General features: G+C 61.1%; 15 protein-coding genes and 1 other RNA gene. 5 read left to right on the top strand and 11 right to left on the bottom strand.

Annotated elements, in window-relative coordinates:
• Positions 1-128: 128 nt before the first annotated feature.
• Complete coding sequence (locus ACZ9BX_RS19695) at positions 129-692, top strand: DinB family protein (protein ID WP_476219740.1); 564 nt, start codon at positions 129-131, stop codon at positions 690-692.
• Here ACZ9BX_RS19695 and ACZ9BX_RS19690 read toward each other — a convergent pair.
• The 6 genes from ACZ9BX_RS19690 to ACZ9BX_RS19665 all read right to left on the bottom strand — a co-directional run bounded on the left by ACZ9BX_RS19690 (position 689) and on the right by ACZ9BX_RS19665 (position 9083).
• Positions 689-2068 (bottom strand): virulence factor family protein, encoded by a 1380-nt coding sequence (locus ACZ9BX_RS19690; protein WP_476219739.1) that lies wholly within the window; start codon positions 2066-2068, stop codon positions 689-691. The genes ACZ9BX_RS19695 and ACZ9BX_RS19690 overlap by 4 nt on opposite strands.
• Positions 2065-4668: a bifunctional lysylphosphatidylglycerol flippase/synthetase MprF gene (gene mprF, locus ACZ9BX_RS19685; RefSeq protein ID WP_476219737.1), complete on the bottom strand. Its 2604-nt coding sequence runs from the start codon at positions 4666-4668 to the stop codon at positions 2065-2067. Before mprF ends, ACZ9BX_RS19690 begins: the two co-directional genes overlap by 4 nt.
• Positions 4669-4884: 216 nt before the next feature.
• Positions 4885-7005: a mechanosensitive ion channel family protein gene (locus ACZ9BX_RS19680; RefSeq protein WP_476219735.1), complete on the bottom strand. Its 2121-nt coding sequence runs from the start codon at positions 7003-7005 to the stop codon at positions 4885-4887.
• Between the two features lie 107 nt (positions 7006-7112).
• A complete protein-coding gene (gene gnd / locus ACZ9BX_RS19675) occupies positions 7113-8132 on the bottom strand; it encodes a phosphogluconate dehydrogenase (NAD(+)-dependent, decarboxylating) (RefSeq protein ID WP_476219734.1) in 1020 nt (339 codons plus the stop codon).
• A gap of 85 nt (positions 8133-8217) precedes the next feature.
• The gene (locus tag ACZ9BX_RS19670; RefSeq protein ID WP_476219732.1) at positions 8218-8592 is read right to left on the bottom strand and encodes a hypothetical protein; all 375 of its coding nucleotides are present in this window, start codon (positions 8590-8592) and stop codon (positions 8218-8220) included.
• Positions 8589-9083 (bottom strand): SRPBCC domain-containing protein, encoded by a 495-nt coding sequence (locus ACZ9BX_RS19665; RefSeq protein ID WP_476219730.1) that lies wholly within the window; start codon positions 9081-9083, stop codon positions 8589-8591. The genes ACZ9BX_RS19670 and ACZ9BX_RS19665 overlap by 4 nt, the downstream gene beginning before the upstream one ends.
• A 56-nt stretch (positions 9084-9139) precedes the next feature.
• Here ACZ9BX_RS19665 and ACZ9BX_RS19660 point away from each other — a divergent pair, with 56 nt between their 5' ends.
• Positions 9140-9469, top strand: a complete 330-nt coding sequence (locus ACZ9BX_RS19660) for an ArsR/SmtB family transcription factor (RefSeq protein ID WP_476219728.1) — start codon at positions 9140-9142, stop codon at positions 9467-9469.
• 50 nt (positions 9470-9519) lie between these two features.
• Here ACZ9BX_RS19660 and ACZ9BX_RS19655 read toward each other — a convergent pair whose 3' ends face one another.
• The 5 genes from ACZ9BX_RS19655 to ACZ9BX_RS19635 all read right to left on the bottom strand — a co-directional run bounded on the left by ACZ9BX_RS19655 (position 9520) and on the right by ACZ9BX_RS19635 (position 12909).
• Complete coding sequence (locus tag ACZ9BX_RS19655; RefSeq protein WP_476219726.1) at positions 9520-10713, bottom strand: MFS transporter; 1194 nt, start codon at positions 10711-10713, stop codon at positions 9520-9522.
• A 138-nt stretch (positions 10714-10851) separates the two neighbouring features.
• Positions 10852-11775, bottom strand: coding sequence for a LysR substrate-binding domain-containing protein (locus ACZ9BX_RS19650; protein ID WP_476219724.1), 924 nt, complete (start codon positions 11773-11775; stop codon positions 10852-10854).
• A 256-nt stretch (positions 11776-12031) separates the two neighbouring features.
• Positions 12032-12190: non-coding RNA, 6S RNA (gene ssrS / locus ACZ9BX_RS19645), on the bottom strand.
• Between the two features lie 50 nt (positions 12191-12240).
• On the bottom strand, positions 12241-12618 hold the full coding sequence (locus ACZ9BX_RS19640; RefSeq protein WP_027508090.1) for a cell division protein ZapA: 378 nt from the start codon (positions 12616-12618) through the stop codon (positions 12241-12243).
• Positions 12619-12633: 15 nt separating this feature from the next.
• Positions 12634-12909, bottom strand: coding sequence for a DUF4164 domain-containing protein (locus ACZ9BX_RS19635; protein ID WP_086995076.1), 276 nt, complete (start codon positions 12907-12909; stop codon positions 12634-12636).
• A gap of 340 nt (positions 12910-13249) precedes the next feature.
• On the opposite strand from ACZ9BX_RS19635, the gene tkt reads away from it, so the two are divergent.
• From tkt to ACZ9BX_RS19620, 3 genes are all read left to right on the top strand, one after another.
• Positions 13250-15223: a transketolase gene (gene tkt, locus ACZ9BX_RS19630; protein WP_476219722.1), complete on the top strand. Its 1974-nt coding sequence runs from the start codon at positions 13250-13252 to the stop codon at positions 15221-15223.
• Between the two features lie 62 nt (positions 15224-15285).
• On the top strand, positions 15286-16296 hold the full coding sequence (gene gap, locus ACZ9BX_RS19625; RefSeq protein WP_027508087.1) for a type I glyceraldehyde-3-phosphate dehydrogenase: 1011 nt from the start codon (positions 15286-15288) through the stop codon (positions 16294-16296).
• A gap of 364 nt (positions 16297-16660) precedes the next feature.
• Complete coding sequence (locus tag ACZ9BX_RS19620) at positions 16661-18523, top strand: potassium/proton antiporter (RefSeq protein WP_476219720.1); 1863 nt, start codon at positions 16661-16663, stop codon at positions 18521-18523.
• Positions 18524-18571 lie beyond the last annotated feature (48 nt).

Raw genomic sequence — 18571 nt, 5'->3', positions numbered from 1 at the left:
GGGTTTATGAAGATTCTCGGCGGCAGTGTCGTGGGCGCCGCGCCACCTCATCTCATTGGCGGCGGCAATCGCGATCCGAGGAACTGTCCCAAGTTGTATTCGAAAGAACCTGAAGAGGAGGATGCGCGATGCCAAGTTTCGATCCGTGCCGGGTGTTGCGCAAGCTTGCCTATAGCAATGCGCTTGCGAACCGTCGCTTACTTGCCGCCTGCGCGTCCCTGCGTCCCGGGGAGTTCGAGGCGGAGCGCGTAAGCTTCTTTCCCTCGATCAAGTCGACGCTGAACCACATCATCACCGTCGACTGGTTCTATGTCGATGCGCTCGAGGGCGGCACTCTTGGTCCGAAAGCCTGGGAAGTCGACGAGCCCTTCGATACGGCCGCCTCGCTTGCTGCCGAGCAGCGCAAGGTCGATCAGCGCCTCGTGGCATTCTGCGAAGCCCTGACACCGGAAAGGCTTGCGGCCGTCATCGATCTCCAGCGCGCCGGCCGCGTCCAGAAAGAGCGGGCGGACGACGTGCTGAGCCACCTTTTCCAGCACCAGACGCATCATCGCGGCCAAGCGCATGCGATGCTCGCCGGAACTAGTGTGAAGCCGCCACAGCTTGACGAGTTCATCGTCAACGACGACGCGACGTTTCGCAGCGCCGAGATAGCCGCTCTGGGTTGGAGCGAAGAGACGCTGATGCGTTAATCGGCAAGCTGCGATTTCAGACGGTCGACGATCGTCTTAGTCAGCAGATCGTAATTCTCGTCGAAGTGATGATCGCCCGGCAGCTCGACGACATCGGCGCCGCTATCCTTCAGTGCGGGGCAGGCGACCTCGTCATCGTCGTCCTTACCGTAGATACATTGCACAAGCTTTGGGCCGATGGCCTTCAGATCATCGACCGGGTCGCCGGCAGCACCCTCGGTCTTTTGGCCGAGCCAGCCCATGACGGAAATCACGTAGTCCACCTCATGCGACAGCGAGAGCAGCGACACCTGGGCGATCGCCGCTTTGTCGGCAGCCTTCAGCCTGTTGTAGGTGGCAGGCACGACATCGGCTCCGAAAGAGTAACCGATCAGAAGAACGTGCTTCACCTTCCACTGCTTGCGATAAAATTCAATGATCTTCGCCAGATCGTCGGCCGTCTCCTGGGGCTGGCGCTCCGACCAGAAATAATGAAGCGAGTCGACGCCGACGACGGGAATGCCCTCTTTCTGCAGCGCCGCACCCACTTCCTTGTCGATATCGCGCCAGCCACCATCGCCGGAATAGATGATGGCCATGGTGTCCATGGACGGCTTGGCATCAAGCACGGCAAGCGGCAGTCCGAGCGGATTGTCTGTACTTCCGGAGGCCGCGATCAGGTCTTCCAAGATGTCTGAAAGCGTCGTCTCGGCATCATCCCCGGCATCGCGAATCTCGATTTCCGGATGATCCTTCTTCAGTGCCTCGGCATGCATGCGTCCGTCTTCCGGCGCGGCGGAGGTGAAGGCGGCAATGATCGGGTTCGGAAGGCCGCCTCTAGCAAGGCCGTAGACCATCCTGCCGTCGACGGTCTTCTTCGAGGCCGGCGTGCAGAGCTGTTGGGTCAGAGGAATGCCGGCGACCGGATCCACAGCCAGCGTTCGGCCGATCGTCGCATCCGGCGTCTGCGCCGCAATCGCCAGCGCCAATGCGCCGCCCTCGCCGATACCGGCGATTATCGGCAGATGATAGGCGCTGTTGCCCGCGGCGCGCTGCACCTGCTGGCTAAGCGACTCGATGTCGGAAACCAGATAGATGCAGCCATCGTTCTCGCTGAGATCATACTTGCGCAGTGCATCCATATAGGACGGGAAGTCGACGCCGATGACGACAGTGCCCTCCTGCACCAGACTGTCGGCCTCCGCCTTTTCCTTGTCGCCCCAGCCGGCGCCATCCGAAATCAGCATCACCGCGCCGGTGACGTCGCCGTCCGGCAGGAAGATGTGCGGCGAGGGAATGAGCCCGGCTTCGAAACTCTGCGTGGTTTCCTCGGCAGCGGCAGCCGGCGCTGTCAGCGCAAGCACGCATGCGGCTGCGAGAATATATCCTCTGATCATTTCCTGACGACTCCTCTCAATCCGCCGCCGATGAGAAGGGTCGCGTCCATCAACGCAATCATCGGATTGCCCCCTCCGGAGACCGCAAGATAGCGCGGCTGCCAGTGCGGATGAAATTTTGATTTGAATGCGCGAAGGCCTTTGAAATTGTAGAAGCGCTCGCCGTGTTCGAAGACCGTGCTGCCGATGCGATCCCAGACCGGTGCCGTCTCGCGCTTGGACATGCCCGAAAGCGGCGCCATGCCGAGGTTGAAGTGCGTGTAGCCCTCGCCGTGCAGATATTCCATGATCCGCACGAAGAGGAAGTCCATCGAACCCCTGGGCGCCTCCGGCGAAAAGCGCATCAGGTCGATCGTGCCTTCCGACTTCGTCTCGGTGACCAGAATATTGGCGAAAGCGACGATCTTGCCATCCTTCTTCAACACGCCGACCGGCTGGGCGCTTGCGTAGCCCGGTTCGAAGGCGCCGAGCGAGAAGCCTTTCTCCTTGGCGTTGTGATGTTCGAGCCAGGCATTCGAAACCGCCGCAAGGTCATTGATGATACCGGGCACCGCCTCGGGCGGGATGACTTCGAACTCCAGCCCGTCGCGCTGCGCGCGCGCTGCGGTCTGCCGCAGGTTCGCCCATTTGCCGCCCTTCATTTCAAAGTTCGTCAGATCGGCGACGGCCAGCTCGCCGAGCTTGAAGGCACGCAGCCCCGCATCGGCGCAGTGGGAGAGAAGTACTGGAGAAATCTGATAGAACACCGCCCGGCAGCCGGCCGCCCGCGCTGCCTCGACGAAGCGCCAGACGAGTTCCGGCGTCGCGTGCTTTGCCCCGATGGGATCGAAGAGCGCGATCCAGGAGCGGCCCTGTCGGCCATACATGATGAAAGCATCCCCCTCCTCGGAAAACATGATGCTCTTGTCGCCCATGCGCACGAGATTGGCGTCGGCATCATTCTGCGTCCTGACGATCTCGACCGCGCGCCGGAGCGCCTCCTCCGTCGCGGGCTCCGGCTTGAAGGCGGCGGGGCGCAGCAGGCTGAAGATCGCAATTGCCGAGGAGATGATCGTGAGGCCGAGAATGGCGCGCAGCCCGCGCGGCGCCTCGCCGGTGAATTCGAACTGCCACCAGAGCTCGTTGCTGTATTCCACATCGCGGTAGACGAAGAGCAGGATGACGACAGCGCCGACGCAGATCACGGCAATCGCCGTCATCCATGATGCCGTTAGCGCCTGGTTCAGCAGCGAGGCATGACGGGTGAATAGTCGGCGGCTGACAATCAGGCTGAAAATAAGGAAGGCGAGGAACACCGCCTCCACAAGTGCTACGGCCTTGAGCAGCGAAAGCGCCAGCGCGGCGACCGCGGCGATGACCGCCACCAGCCAGGCGCCATCCAACCGCTGACCGAGACCGCGCGCGGCAACGACCAACGCCAGACCCATCAAACTGGAGAGGAAGTGCGCGCCCTCGACGATCGGCAGCGGCAGATAATTGGCGAGGAATTCGAGATTCTGATCCGGCGTCGGCGTGACGCTCGAAAAGATCAGCATGGCGCCCAGAAGGAGCGTCAGGGCCGAAAGCAGCTGCGGCGTCAGCCGTCCGCCGATGCGCCGGATGCTGGAAGCCGCCGGATGATCGACAAAGCGCCGAAATTCGGTCGCCGACACCGCAAGCACGGCGATCAGAAGCGGCAGCACATGATAGATCAGCCGGTAGAGGACCAGCGAACCGAGAACCGCATCGACATTTACGGCGCTCCCGAGCGCAGCGATGATCACGGTCTCGAAAACGCCAAGCCCAGCCGGCACATGGCTTAGCACCCCGAGCCCGACGGCAATCGCATAGACTGCAAGAAACACCGGCCAGCCGATCGCCGTTTGCGGCAGCAGAACATAAAGAACCGTGGCCGAAGTCGCGATATCGAAGGCGGTCACGAGGAACTGGCGCGACCACGTGCGCGAATCCGGCAGGCGGATTGCGATCGGGCCGATATGGATCGCCCGACCATCGCGTCCGAGCAAGAGGAGCGCGCCGAGAGCGGCGATGATCGCGCCCGCGACCAGCCGCAGCAGCAATGCGCTCGTGCCCACCAGGGGTGCGATTTCATCGGCGATGATCATCAGCGCGATCGATGCGACCCCTGCGAGTCCAAGCCCGAAGGACAGGGTAACGAAGGCAATGACACGGCCTATATCTTCCGGCGTTAGGCCAAGGCGCGAATAGGCGCGATAGCGGATCGCCCCGCCGCTCAGCGCGCCGAAGCCGGCTGTGTTACCAACCGCATAAGCACTGAACGCGGTCAGTGCGACATGCGGAACGGGCAACCTCCTGCCGATATAGTCGATGGCATTGAGGTCGTAAAAGATGAGAGCCAGGAAGCTCAATACGGTAAAGAGAAGCGCAAGCAGAATAGCGCTGGGGCGCGTGTTGGCGAGCACAGCGACGACGTCATCATAGCGCACCTCATCCGTGAGCTGGACGATCGCATATCCGACGATGCAGAAAACAAAAAGTGTGGCGATCGCCACCAGGTGAGGCCGATAGCGCCGCAAGAGCCCGCGCGCACCCCCGTTCTCCGCGACTTCGACCTCTTCCAAGCTGCCGTCACTCGCCATCTCTACCTGCCGCTTTGCCGCCTGGCGGATCATTCCGGGAGCATACGCGGCATTCAAGCTGATGCCGGACGATACCCACCGCCGCCGTTTGCGTGTCACTCGGCTTGAATTGGGGCAGAATTAGCGCCGCCAAACGCAACGGAACATTGCATTTTCGTAAGGTTCGGCAATCGAAAGGCAAGAGGAGCAGCCTGCCCGGCACAAGCCTCGGAATTTTCAGCTGGCAGGCTCGCTTGCGGTATCCGGCCTTTGCATTATTTGGCGCGCCGCCGCCGCACGCGCCCCGGTTTCGCGCCCCTCGCCCGAGACCTGCACCGTAGGCACCGCGAATTCAATGCCGTTCTCCTTGAAGGCATTGCGGATCATCGCCAGGGCGTTGCGGCGGATGACGAATTGCTCGCCCGGCTTGGTCATCATAGACAGCCGGATCTCGATCGCGAATTCGCCGAACTGCTCCACGCCCTTCATCTTCAGCGTCTCGATGATATGCGGCCCGAATTCGGGATTCTCGAGCAATTGCTGACCGATCTGCTTGATCACCTTCTTCGCTTTCACAAGGTCGGTGTCGTAGGTCACGTTGAGGCTGATCTTGTCGATCGTCCAGTCTCGGTTGAGGTTCTTGATCGCCCCGAGTTCCCCGAAAGGCACCGTCGTCAGCGGTCCGCGATGATGGCGGAGTTTCACCGAGCGCAGGCTGAAGGACTCGACGACGCCCTTGTGGCTGCCGCTCTCGATATACTCGCCGACGCGGAAGGCGTCGTCCCACAGATAGAACATGCCGCTGATGACATCCTTGACGATCGCCTGCGCTCCGAAACCCACGGCAACGCCGACAACGCCGGCACCGGCGATCAGTGGCGCGATCTGAATACCGAGACCGGCAAGCACCATCAAGACGGCGATGACGGCGATGACAACGGCAAGGATGTTGCGAAAGATAGGCAGTAGTGTTTGCAGCCGCGCGCGCCTGGCCTTCTCCTCGTCGGTGACTGCTCCATCGATACGTGAATCGTCCAGCTTGCCGTTGATGTAGGCGCGTGCCAGATGCCAAAGCAGATCGGCCGCAAGCAGAATGACGATGCCGCCGATTGCTCCCCGGGTAAGGCGGTCCAGCATCGTCTCGCCCATCGCCATCCGGTTCGCAGCAAAGCCGAGCATGCGCCCGAACCAGACGGCGGCCGCCGTGATGATGATCGCGCGGACGCCTCGATCAAGCAGCGCCGCGGCGATCCGGCGTTTCGCCAGGAACCCTGCCTCCGCCTGGTGCAGCGAACGGACGGCAAGCGTGGCAACAGCGAGCGCCCGCGGCAGCAATACCGAGTAAATACCGATCCAGAGCAAGAGGTTGAAACCGGTGACCCAGAGGACCCAGAGCAAAGCGAAATAGAGCGTCAGCCCCCAGGAAAGGCCAGCGCTACGCTGCCCTTCCTCCGACGGCCGCGACCAGACCGCTTCGGACGCGATCAGGAACAGACCGATGCCGAGGACATAGGCAATGAAATAGCGGGCTCCGGCCGAAAAGCCGAGCGGCACCATGAGTTGGATCGCAGCCCATCCGAAAGCGAAATAGATTACGAAGATGGCGCACCGGCGAAACCAGAACAAAGCCTGCGCCCGCGAGACGTCGCGTTCGCCGTCGGCGCGTGGCAGTGTGACAAGCGCCATCAACAAACGTCCAAATGCAATGGTGAAACGGGCGACGATGAGGGCGATGGCGATGGCGATCGCCATCGACCGGGTGACCGGTGGCCAGCTGAACATCAACAGAGGTACGAGCGTCGCCACGGCAAAGACGATCGCCGGCACGATACGATAGAGGAGGTTCGCCGCGGCGTGATGAGCAACGGTCACCACCTCGCCGTCAGTGCGGCGGATTCGCAATCGCGGTACAATGAGACGCAGCAGTAATTCTGCAGCCGCTCCCGCCAGGAAAAGCACGAGCACTTTCGTCGTCACCAACCACCAGCCGCTCGGCGCGATCTCCCGCTCAACGATCTCCGAGGCATCGCCCACCTCCTCAGGCAGATCCATGGCAGCGTCAGACACCGTGTCCACATGGCGGCGTGCATGGTCGACGAGGTCGGAGAGCACCGACATCTGTCCGGCGTCATCTGAAACGGCAGGCGGTGCGGCGTTCGTCTGAGCCGCCATCCATTCCTTTACCTGGGGCGTCTGCATCAGTTGCAATATCTGCTGGATCTCTGCAGGTGGTTGGGCTGCAGGCACCGGAGCGGCCGGAGCTGTCGTCTGCGCACCCGCACTCCCCGCGATAACGATGGAGGCAAGCAGTGGCATTAGCAACCGCAGGACCCCGTGCGCGCAAATTCTCAGACCCATCGCCTTGCCCCTCTGTTGTTGCTGCCTCAACCATATATCGTGCTGTACGAAAGAGAAGCCCGCGCAGCGGGCGCTGCGCGGGCTTCGCATCGATCCTGCAGAATCCTTTAATCCTTAGGCTTTTCCACATGGCCGCCGAAGCCGGCGCGCATAGCGGAAAGCACCTTGTTAGCAAACTCGTCATTGTCGCGCGAAGAGAACCGGCCATAGAGCGCAGCGCTCAGCACCGGCGTGGGCACGCTTTCGTCGATCGCCGCCATGATCGTCCAGCGGCCTTCGCCAGAGTCCGAAACGCGGCCCGCATATTTCGTCAGCGCCGGATCGGCGTGCAGCGCGTCCGAGGTCAGGTCGAGCAGCCACGAGGTGATGACGCTGCCGCGCCGCCATACCTCGGCGACATCCTGCAGGTTGAAATCGTAGCGATAATGTTCGGGGTGGGAAAGCGGCGCGGTTTCGGCATCTGCCTCATTGCTAGCCGCCCCGATATTCGCCCGCTTCAGGATGTTCAGCCCCTCGGCATAGGCGGCCATGAGGCCGTATTCGATGCCATTGTGAACCATCTTGACGAAATGGCCCGCGCCATGCGGGCCGCAATGCAGATAGCCCAGCTCTGCCGTGCTGTTGGGGTCTGGCTTGCGATTGGTCGAAGGCGGCGTGCTGCCGGCGCCGGGCGCCAGCGACGCGAAGATCGGTGAGAGGTTCTGCACGATGCCTTTCTCGCCGCCGATCATCAGGCAATAGCCGCGTTCCAGACCGAAGACGCCGCCGCTGGTGCCGACGTCGACATAGTGGATGCCTTTGGTGATCAGTTCGGCGCCGCGACGGATGTCGTCGTGATAGTAGGAATTGCCGCCGTCGATGATGATGTCGTCGTCATACAGCAGCGGCACGAGCTGGGCGATCACCTTGTCGGTGATCGCTGCCGGTAGCATGAGCCAGATGGCACGCGGTCGGGAAAGCTTCGAGACGAACTCCTCAAGCGAGCCGCTGCCGACCGCACCTTTTCCAACGAGATCGGCGACGCTCTCCGGCTTCGCGTCGTAGACGACGCATTCATGGCCGTCGCGCATCAAGCGCTGGACCATATAATTGCCCATACGGCCCAAACCCACCATGCCAAGCTGCATCTCGGAATCTCCTGGAATCTAATCGATACAATAATTCCGGAAACTAGCACCCACAGTGCAGCAGGCAAGCGAAGTCTCTATCACATTAAGGCGAAGGCGGCTCCCATGCATCTGCCTCGCGGACGAGATGGACGATGTTTGCCGGATTGAGGATCCAGCCGCCACGGAAATCTTCGGGAAGTGCCTCGATCGGATCGCACCGCGGCACGCCGGCCTTTGCCAAATGCTCGGCCGCCTTACCGAAATCCGGCGTGAAGAGCTCCAGCCAAAGCTCCGCCTGGCTCATGGCCGGTGCCTCGTCGATCCAGAGCCGGATCGGCCCGAGCTCGAAACCGCGCGCGCCTTCCTTGCCGATTTCCTTCAGCCTTACGACGTCGCGATAAAAGCTGAGCACCGGCCGATACTGATGCGGTGGCACCTTCATGGCGACATCGACGCCTCCGTAAAGCAGCTCGGTCATTTGAGCGCCTCATAGTCCGGAGCCTCGGCCGGTTCACCGCGCATTTCGGCGAGGAACATGCCCTCCCGGAGGTTGATGCCGTGTTCGACAAAGGCCTTCATGCAGCAGAGCATGTTGGCCCAGCCCTCGCAGTTGAGATATGTGCCGCGCCGGCCGGCCTCGTCCTCATGCCAGCCGTTCTCGGAAATTGTCACCATCGTTCCGCCGTCCTCCAGCGGATCGAATTTCATCTCGACCGTCGTTTTGTAGCGGGCATTGTTCTCGTCCGTGCCGCCATCCCAGCGCAGCACGATCAGGCGCTCCGGAACGAGATCGACCACTTCGACCGGAGAATCCTTCCACCATGTCACGGTCGCGCCTTTGACGAGCGGCGCGCTCGCTCCGCCGATGGTCGTGAAATAGCTCGAGAGCTTCTTCGGATTGACCACCGCATCGAAAACTTCTGCGACCGGACGTCCGATCCGTCCGCCGACGCGAATACTGAGGGACATTGCACTTCCTCCTCTTTTCGATTGTGATAGGCATCATTATGTTATAAAAACATAACATGTCAAGCGAATCGGATAACGACCCTGTTTTCAAGGCACTGGCCCACTATCGGCGCCGTGAAATTCTCGACATTTTGAAGGACGGCCCGCGCACGACCGGCATGCTCTGCGAAGTCTTCGCAGAAATGGACCGCTGCACAGTGATGCAGCATCTGAAAGTTCTGGAGGAAGCCGGCCTCATTATCCCGAAGAAGGAAGGCCGCGAACGCTGGAACCACCTCAACAGCCTGCCGATCAAGCACATCTACGACCGGTGGATCAGCGCCTATGCAGGGCACGCATTGTCGATACTGGACCAACTGAAGGGGGATCTCGAAGATCGGCCTTGATGGAAAACCGCAGGACGAGACGGGCGCCGGGGCGCCTATCCCCGGATTAATCATGCAGTGCAGCCCACGGCATCAACAGCAGTTACGGAACGGCGGTCCAGCGCGCCGCTCCTGAGGGTGAGGACGAGACCCGCGGCAACGAGGATCGCGCCGACCCAAGGTGTGGCGCCGAGCCCGAGGGAGGATTCGACGACCAAACCGCCGATCCAGGCGCCTGACGCAATCCCGAGATTGAAGGCAGCAATATTCAGTGCCGAAGCAACATCGACGGCGGCCGGACGGACCTGCCGCGCCAGTTGCACGACATAGAGCTGCAGGCCAGGCACGTTTGCAAAGGAGAGGAAGCCGAGAGCCGCTAATGTCGGGATCGCCAGCCATGGCGAAACCGCTGTGAAGCTGAAGAGGACGAGCACAATCGCCTGCGCGATGAAGAGCCAAGTCAGCGCCTTAACCGGGTCACGATTGGCAATCCGCCCACCGATGATGTTGCCGACGGCGATCGCGACGCCGTAGAGCACGAGGATCAGGCTGACGGCAGACGCTGAAAAGCCCGTGATCTCCTGCAGGATCGACGCAAGGAAGGTGAAGGCGACGAACGTGCCGCCATAACCGAGCGCGGTCATGGCAAAGACGATCAGTAACCGGCCGCTGCCGAGCACGCGGACCTGATCCTTGATGCTCGCGGGCGGCCCTTTCGTGAGGTTGGAGGGAAGCAGGAGCGCAATGCCGGCAAAGGCCACGACGCCGAGGCCAGCAACGGCGGCAAAGGTCACCCGCCAGCCGAATGTCTGGCCGATGAAGGTGCCGAACGGCACGCCCGTCACGATCGCGACGGTCAATCCCATAAACATCATGGCTATGGCCGAGGCGCGGCGATTTTCCGGCACGAGATCGGCGGCAATCGTCGAGCCGACGGAGAAGAATACGCCATGCGCGAAAGCCGACAGCACGCGCGCGACGAGGAGCGGCGCATATCCGGGGCTGAACGCCGCCATGGCATTGCCAATGATGAAGAGCGCCATGAGGCCGAGCAGCAGCGGTTTGCGCGCGATACGGCCGGTGAGCGCCGTCAAGATCGGCGCGCCAAAAGTCACACCAAGCGCATAGATGCTGACGATGAGGCCCGCCAGCGGCAAAGTGATGTGGAGATCATTGGCGACTGTCGGCAGCAGGCCGACGATGACGAATTCCGTAGTCCCGATCGCATAGGCCGCGATCGTCAAGGCAAAAAGAGCAAGTGGCATAAGATGACCCGATTGATGATGTGCCCAAGAGTTTGGGGCAAGTTGTTGTTCGGGTCCGAATATGGATGCGGGGCACCGCGGCGATAATCCGATGGCGCGGCCCAGCACTTGTGAATTGAATTCATGTTATGTGCCCGCTTAAGAATGCTCTGTCTCGCTGATGAGCCATTTGCGGAAGAGCGCCACTGACGACTTTTCCAGAGCTCCGGCGGGATAAAGCATCGCGTAGTTGAGGGCTGCAGGCTGGCGTTCGACGAAACAGCGCACAAGCATTCCGGCGGCAATATCCTCGGCGACCAGCGAACTGCGCACCAGCGCAAAGCCTTTGCCCCTGCTGCAAGCCTGCAGCATCTCCTCGAAGGAATCGAAGACCGGTGCTTCATCGACCGCTCTTGCAATGTCGAAGCCGGCAAGCGGCTCGACGTTCGGATCATCTCGGACAGTCACCTGCTCGTACCATCGCTGCCAGTCGAGCACAGTGTGCCGCATGCCGCGGTAGACCAGCAACGGCGCGGCGCGAATGGCACCCCGGCTTGGAAGCCTACTTGAGAGAGCGGGCGCAGAGACGACGAATTCCTCGTCGAGCAGCAGCGACTCCGTCACAAGGTCGGGACCGCCATGTCCGAGCCAGATCGCCAAATCGACACTTGAAAAATCCGGCCGCTGATAACCAACAGCGGTGCGGACTTCAATTTTCGGATAGCGTCGGCAGAAGGCCTCGAGACGTGGGGCAAGCCACTGGCTTGAAAATTCGGGCGTCGTCGCGATCGTCAGCGATGGACTGGCGCTTGCTTCCCGTGCCTGATGCAGAGCGCTCTCGAGCGAAGAAAGTGCGCTCGCGATCTCGGGATGAAGCCTAAGACCAAGAGGTGAAAGCCGGGCGCCGTGCCGCCCGCGATCGAAGAGCCGGCCGCCCATCCAGCCTTCCAGCTGTGCGATCTGATGGCTGACGGCCGTCTGTGTCAGCCCCAACCGTTCCGCGGCCCGTCCAAAGCCTCGTGTCTCCGCGATAGCGCAGAAGGCCTGCAAGGTCGAAAGCGGCGGCAACGGACGATCTGCCATGAAAATCTCTCAGGATAAGAGCAATCGAGTTTCATTATACGGTGAAGCAAAGCAAGCATAAATTGACCGCATGGGAGATAGACCATGAGGCTTTCGATAAAAATTCTGAATGCATTGCTTCCGTTTAGCAGCCTCGCCCCACCGGCCCAGCAGCAACGATCCGCAGCCCAGCCGCAGCCGGCAGCCACACTGAACGCGCATATGCAGAAAGATATCGGAATAGACGAGGGGCGGAACTCAGCCATCGAAAAATGAGGTGCGATCCGCGGCAACCGATGGAGGTTTACGATCCTGGGCGCCTACAAACGTAGGTGGGCGCCGTGTGTCCAGGCCCACGAGCCTGATCAGGGACAGCTCCCTTTGGATCGAGTATGGCCCCAGGGATTGTGGTTCCTGTCGAGAGGCGCAGATCGCAGCACGATATATAAGGCCGTTGATAACGCTGCGCCAGCATGCTGCGCAAATTTAATTGAGCTCGGCAGGCGCCCGGCCGTTGAGCTTGTCGGTGATGCCGCGAATGCGGCTCGTCACCTCCCCGAGCACTTCGGCAAGGCTTTCTTCCGTCCGCGCGGTCGCCGCGGCAACGGTATCGCGATTGCTGCGCAGCGTTTCGAGTTCGGCCTCCAGCTCGGTCACGCGGCGGCTCAGCTCGGAAATTTCGTCCATCACCATGATCCCGGCCATGACGGTGATCCTCAGATCGCCGATTTCGCCGAACTGGCCCTTGAGATGGCCGACATAACGGTCGAAGCGGTTGGCAAGATCGGTCAGGTGGTCCTCCTGTCCCTCCTCGCAGGCCATTCGATAGGCCTTGCCGTCGATCGTTACCGTCACCTGTGCCATGTCACTGTCTTCCCACTAGCGGTCCAGAACCGCCCGGATCGTTTCCATTGCTGTTACCAGCCGCCGCGAAACCTCGCGGTTGACCTCTTCCAGCCGGTTGGCACGGAATTCTGCCTGGTCGAGTTCCTGCGCCAGCTTGGAGCGGTCGGCATGCACACGGCGAACCTCGCCCTCGATGTCGCCCTGCTCGCGCTGGCGTTCGATGCGCATATCCACGGCGTTTTCCAGGCCGGAAATCGCCTGTTTCAGCTCATTGAGCGCCGCTTCCATGGTTTTGCCTGTGGGCGTCATGTCGCTGTCCCGTTCCCCCGCGCAAGACCTCTCGAATCGGCAGCCCGTGCCGGTCCAGTGTTTTCAACAGGATATGCAGCTAGCCGACGGCACGTCAATAAAAGCCGTACCCGGGCATGGGGCCTATTCTGTGGATGACTGAAATACATCCTACCGGCGATAGAAGATTCGTCTTTTGTACAAGCACCCGATCAAATGTCAAAAATCGTCGCACCCCGCCCGGATATGGCCCGCAATTTATTGACTTGGCCGTTCCAACTGCTATGTCTCACCCGCTTTCATCGATGGCCTACACAAGGCTTGAGGCCATCTCCCGACACCGGAACCCCGTGGAAAAGCCATGACCTCTCCCGAACAACATGACCGCATGGCGAATGCGATCCGTTTTCTCTCCATGGATGCCGTCGAAAAGGCAAATTCGGGCCATCCGGGCCTGCCGATGGGCATGGCGGATGTCGCAACCGTTCTCTTTACGAAATACCTGAACTTCGATCCCAAGCAGCCCCACTGGCCGAACCGCGACCGCTTCGTGCTGTCAGCCGGTCACGGCTCCATGCTGCTCTATTCGCTGCTTTATCTGACCGGCTATCCGGACATGTCGATCGAGGACATCAAGCAGTTCCGCCAGCTCGGCTCGAAGACCGCCGGCCATCCGGAATACGGTCACGCTACCGGCATCGAAACGACGACCGGCCCGCTCGGCCAAGGTATCGCGAATTCGGTCGGCATGGCGATCGCCGAACGCAAACTGCGCGAGGAATTCGGTTCCGACCTGCTTGAACACTATACCTATGTGGTCGCAGGCGACGGCTGCCTCATGGAAGGCGTCAGCCAGGAAGCCATCGCGCTTGCCGGCCACCTGAAGCTCAACAAGCTCATCGTCTTCTGGGACAACAATTCGATCACAATCGATGGCGCAGTGTCGCTGTCGGATTCGACCGACCAGGTTGCGCGCTTCAAGTCCGTGCACTGGAACACGATCGAGGTCGATGGTCATGACCAGTCTGCCATTGCCGCCGCTATCGAAGCCGCGCAGAAATCTGACCGCCCGACCATGATTGCCTGCAAGACGATCATCGGCTTCGGCGCGCCGAACAAGCAGGGCACCCACAAGGTCCACGGCAACCCGCTCGGCGCAGACGAAATCGCCGCGACCCGCGAAGCGCTGAACTGGGACGCCGAAGCCTTCACCGTCCCGACCGACATTCTGGACGCCTGGCGCAAAGCGGGCACCCGTTCTGCCGAAACTATCAGGGCCTGGGAAGGTCGCCTCGACGCTTCCGGCAAGAAGGCCGAGTTCACCCGCCGCTTTGCCGGCGAACTGCCGCCCGGCTTCGATGCCGCGATCAGCGAGTACAAGAAGAAGCTTGCCGAAACCAAGCCGACGGTCGCGACCCGCAAGGCTTCGGAAGATGCGCTCGAAGTCATCAACGGTTTCCTGCCGGAAACGCTCGGCGGCTCTGCCGACCTGACGCCTTCGAACAACACCAAGACCAGCCAGATGAAGTCGATCACCCCGACAGACTTCTCCGGCCGCTACATGCATTATGGTATCCGCGAACACGGCATGGCGGCCGCCATGAACGGCATCTCGCTGCACGGCGGCCTGATCCCCTACGGCGGCGGCTTCCTGATCTTCTCGGATTATTGCCGCCCGCCAATCCGTCTCGCCTCGCTGATGGGCATCCGCGTCATACACGTGCTGACACATGACTCGATCGGCCTCGGCGAAGATGGTCCAACCCACCAGCCGGTCGAACAGCTCGCCGCACTGCGCGCCGTCCCGAACCTGATGATCTTCCGCCCGGCCGATGCCACGGAAACTGCCGAATGCTGGCAGATCGCCATCAAGACGCCGAACCGTCCGTCAGGCCTGGCGCTCACCCGCCAGAACCTCTCGGCTGTGCGCGCTGAATACAGCGAAAAGAACCTGTCGGCCCAAGGCGCCTACACGCTCGCCGGCTCCGACGATGCCAAGGTCACGATCTTTGCATCGGGCTCCGAAGTCGAGATCGCCGTCGCCGCTCGCGCCACGCTGGAAGGCAAGGGCATTTCCAGCCGCGTCGTCTCCGTTCCCTGCACCGAACTCTTCTTCGAGCAGCCGGACGCCTACCGCAATGCAGTCCTCGGCAAGTCGCCGGTCAAGATCGCAGTCGAAGCCGCCGTCCGCGAAGGTTGGGACGCCTTTATCGGTCCGGAAGGCACCTTCATCGGCATGAAGAGCTTCGGTGCGTCCGGCCCGTACAAGGAACTCTACAAGCATTTCGGCATCACGGCGGAAGCCGTCGTCGCCGCAGCAGAAGCTAAACTCTAAAGGGGGAGCGTTCCAGCGCTCTCCACTCATCCGCAAGCCCCATATCTAGGGAGTGAATGCAAATGACTGTAAAGGTTGCCATCAACGGCTTTGGCCGCATCGGCCGCAATGTTCTCCGTGCTATCGTTGAATCCGGGCGCACCGACATCGAAGTGGTCGCCATCAACGACCTCGGCCCTGTCGAAACCAATGCCCACCTGCTGCGTTACGACTCGATCCACGGCCGCTTCCCGGCAACCGTAAAGGTTGAAGGCGATACGATCATCGTCGGCAACGGCAAGCCGATCAAGGTGACGGCGATCAAGGATCCGGCGACGCTGCCGCACCGGGAACTCGGCGTCGACATCGCCATGGAGTGCACCGGCATCTTCACCGCGCGCGACAAGGCCGCGGCTCACCTGACCGCCGGCGCCAAGCGCGTCCTCGTCTCGGCTCCTGCCGACGGCGCTGACCTTACCGTCGTCTACGGCGTCAACCACGACCAGCTCACCAAGGAGCACATGGTCATCTCCAACGCATCCTGCACGACGAACTGCTTGGTTCCGGTCGTTAAGGTGCTGAATGACGCCGTCGGCATCGACCACGGCTTCATGACGACCATCCACTCCTACACCAACGACCAGCCGTCGCTCGACCAGATGCACAAGGATCTGTACCGCGCCCGCGCTGCAGCACTCTCGATGATCCCGACTTCGACAGGCGCAGCCAAAGCCGTCGGCCTCGTCCTGCCAGAACTGAAGGGTAAGCTCGACGGCACGTCGATCCGCGTCCCGACCCCGAACGTCTCCGTCGTCGATTTCAAGTTCGTCGCCAAGAAGGCAACCAGCGTTCAGGAAATCAACGAAGCCATCAAGACTGCCGCCAACGGCAAGCTGAAGGGCGTTCTCGGCTACACCGAGGAGCCGCTGGTTTCCCGCGACTTCAACCACGACAGCCAGTCCTCGATCTTAGCGATTGACCAGACCAAGGTCATGGAAGGCACGTTCGTCCGTATCCTCACCTGGTACGACAACGAGTGGGGCTTCTCCAACCGCATGGCCGATACAGCCGTTGCCTTTGCAAAACTTATCTGAGCTTAGCGAAAAGCAGATCTAGGAAGGCGGCTCGGGAAAACCGGGCCGCTTTTGTTTTGAGCAATTGAGCAGCATCCACGGATAATTCAAAAAACAAAAGTGCCGGCCTCTTCTTCCCTGCCCTGCTCTTGCCTGATTTGCCTCTACATTCTTCAAAGAGAATCTCTCCCGTAGCATTCCCACCGACCAGCCGTCCGGCGCGCCGTTCAGCAGCATTAAGCCGCAGGCAAGCGAGGTTAAGCCGCAAGGCCTACCCTTCCGGCCCGTTTTGCCGTTTACTGATGCAGGCGGAATGAAGCATGGAGGGCGGAATAGCTGCAATGCCCGGACTGTCTTGAGGCGCGGGGAATGAAAGGGGACAGACGTGGAAGCATTCTATATCGTCGTGCTGGTGTCGACGGCGCTTGTGCTTCTTGCGGCCTTCTCGAGCCTGCTCGCCTTTCGCTTTGGCGCTCCGCTGCTTCTGCTCTTCCTGGCAATCGGCCTGCTTGCGGGCGTGGATGGGCTCGGCATCGAATTCAGCAACAATTACCTTGCCTATATCCTCGGCTCGATCGCGCTTGCCGTCATTCTCTTTGATTCCGGCTTCGGTACGCCGATCCACGCCTTCAAGCTCGCGGCCATACCTTCGCTGACGCTTGCCTCCATTGGCGTGCTGATCACCGCCGGCCTCTTTGCCGTGGCCGCCATGTGGCTCCTCAATTTCAGCTGGCTCGAGGGACTGCTGCTCGGCTCGATCGTCGCTTCGACGGACGCCGCCGCCGTCTTCTTCCTGCTGCGTATCGGCGGCATCAACATTCGCGACAAGGTGCGCTCCACCCTCGAAGTGGAATCCGGCACCAACGATCCGATGGCGATCTTCCTCACCATCGCCCTCGTTGAGCTGCTCGCGAGCGGTGAAGGCTATGCCGGCATCAATATCGGCATGCTCGCGATGTTCATTCAGGAAATGGGCCTTGGCGTCATTCTCGGGCTGCTCGGCGGCATGATGATCGCACAGGTCGTCGGCCGTCTGGACACCGATCGCGGCCTCACGCCGATCTTCGTGCTCGGCCTTGCGATGCTCGTGTTTTCTTTCGCGGGCGCCGTCGGCGGCAGTGGCTTCCTGGCCGTTTATGTCGCCGGCATCTATGCCGGAAACCGCAAGCTTCCGGCGCTAGGATCAATCAAGCGCTTTCAGGACGGCATGACCTGGCTCGCGCAAATCATCATGTTCCTCGTGCTCGGCCTGCTCGCAACGCCTTCGCAATTTCCGGCAATCATCATTCCAGCGGTTGCGCTGGCGTTGTTTTTGATCGTCGTCGCCCGTCCGCTCGCCATCTGGCTTTCGCTCTTGCCCTTCGACTATACGCAGCAGGAGATCGGCTTCGTCGCCTGGGTCGGCCTTCGCGGCGCGGTCTCGATCCTGCTTGCCATCATGCCGATTCTCGGGGGATTGCAGAACGGGCAAATATTCTTCAACACCGCCTTCATCATCGTGCTGGTCTCGCTGTTGATCCAGGGTTGGACCATCAAGCCGGTGGCCAAGAAACTCGGCCTCATCATCCCGCCGCGCATGGGCGCGGTCGACAAGGTGGAGGTCGATCTGCCGGGTGCGGCAAACCACGAACTGCTCTCCTATCGCGTCATTAAGGACAGCCCGATCCTTCGCGGCGAACGCATCCCCCGCTGGGCTACCCCTTCGCTCGTCATCCGCGACGGCAAGTCGATGCGCTATCAATATGCCGGGCGGCTGCGCGAGAACGATCTTGTCTACCTCTTCATCGTGCCGAGCTACTCGCGCCTGCTTGACCGGCTTTTCGCCAGCCGTGCGCCAGTGGATGCCGACGATGCCGAGTTTTTCGGTGCTTTCGCGCTCTCCCCCGCCCGGCCTGCCGCCGATCTGGATGCTGCCTACGGCCCGGGCCTTTTGAATGAATCCGAGAGGGGGTTGACCATCGCCGAACTGATGAAGCAGCGCCTCGGCGGCAAGGCGGACTATGCCGATCGCGTCCGTCTTGGCTCGATCATTCTGATCGTTCGCGACCTCGACGATCAGGACCATATCACCTCGGTCGGCATGTCGCTCGAGGCTGTCGAACCCGCCATCACGCTGCCGATCTTCATCAATCTGCACGACATCGTCCAGCGTATCCGCGACCGCCTAAAGGGCCGTAAAACTCCGGAGGCCATAGCAGCCGGCAGCGCGCCGGATCCTGACGAAAACGCGCCTGAAAACCGCGGTTGAACGCCTTGCGTCTTGAGGCATCCTTGCTATGGTCGGCCACCTTCCAAG

Source organism: Rhizobium sp. USDA 3886, from assembly GCF_056279785.1.
This window is presented reverse-complemented; position numbering and strand designations above follow the sequence as displayed.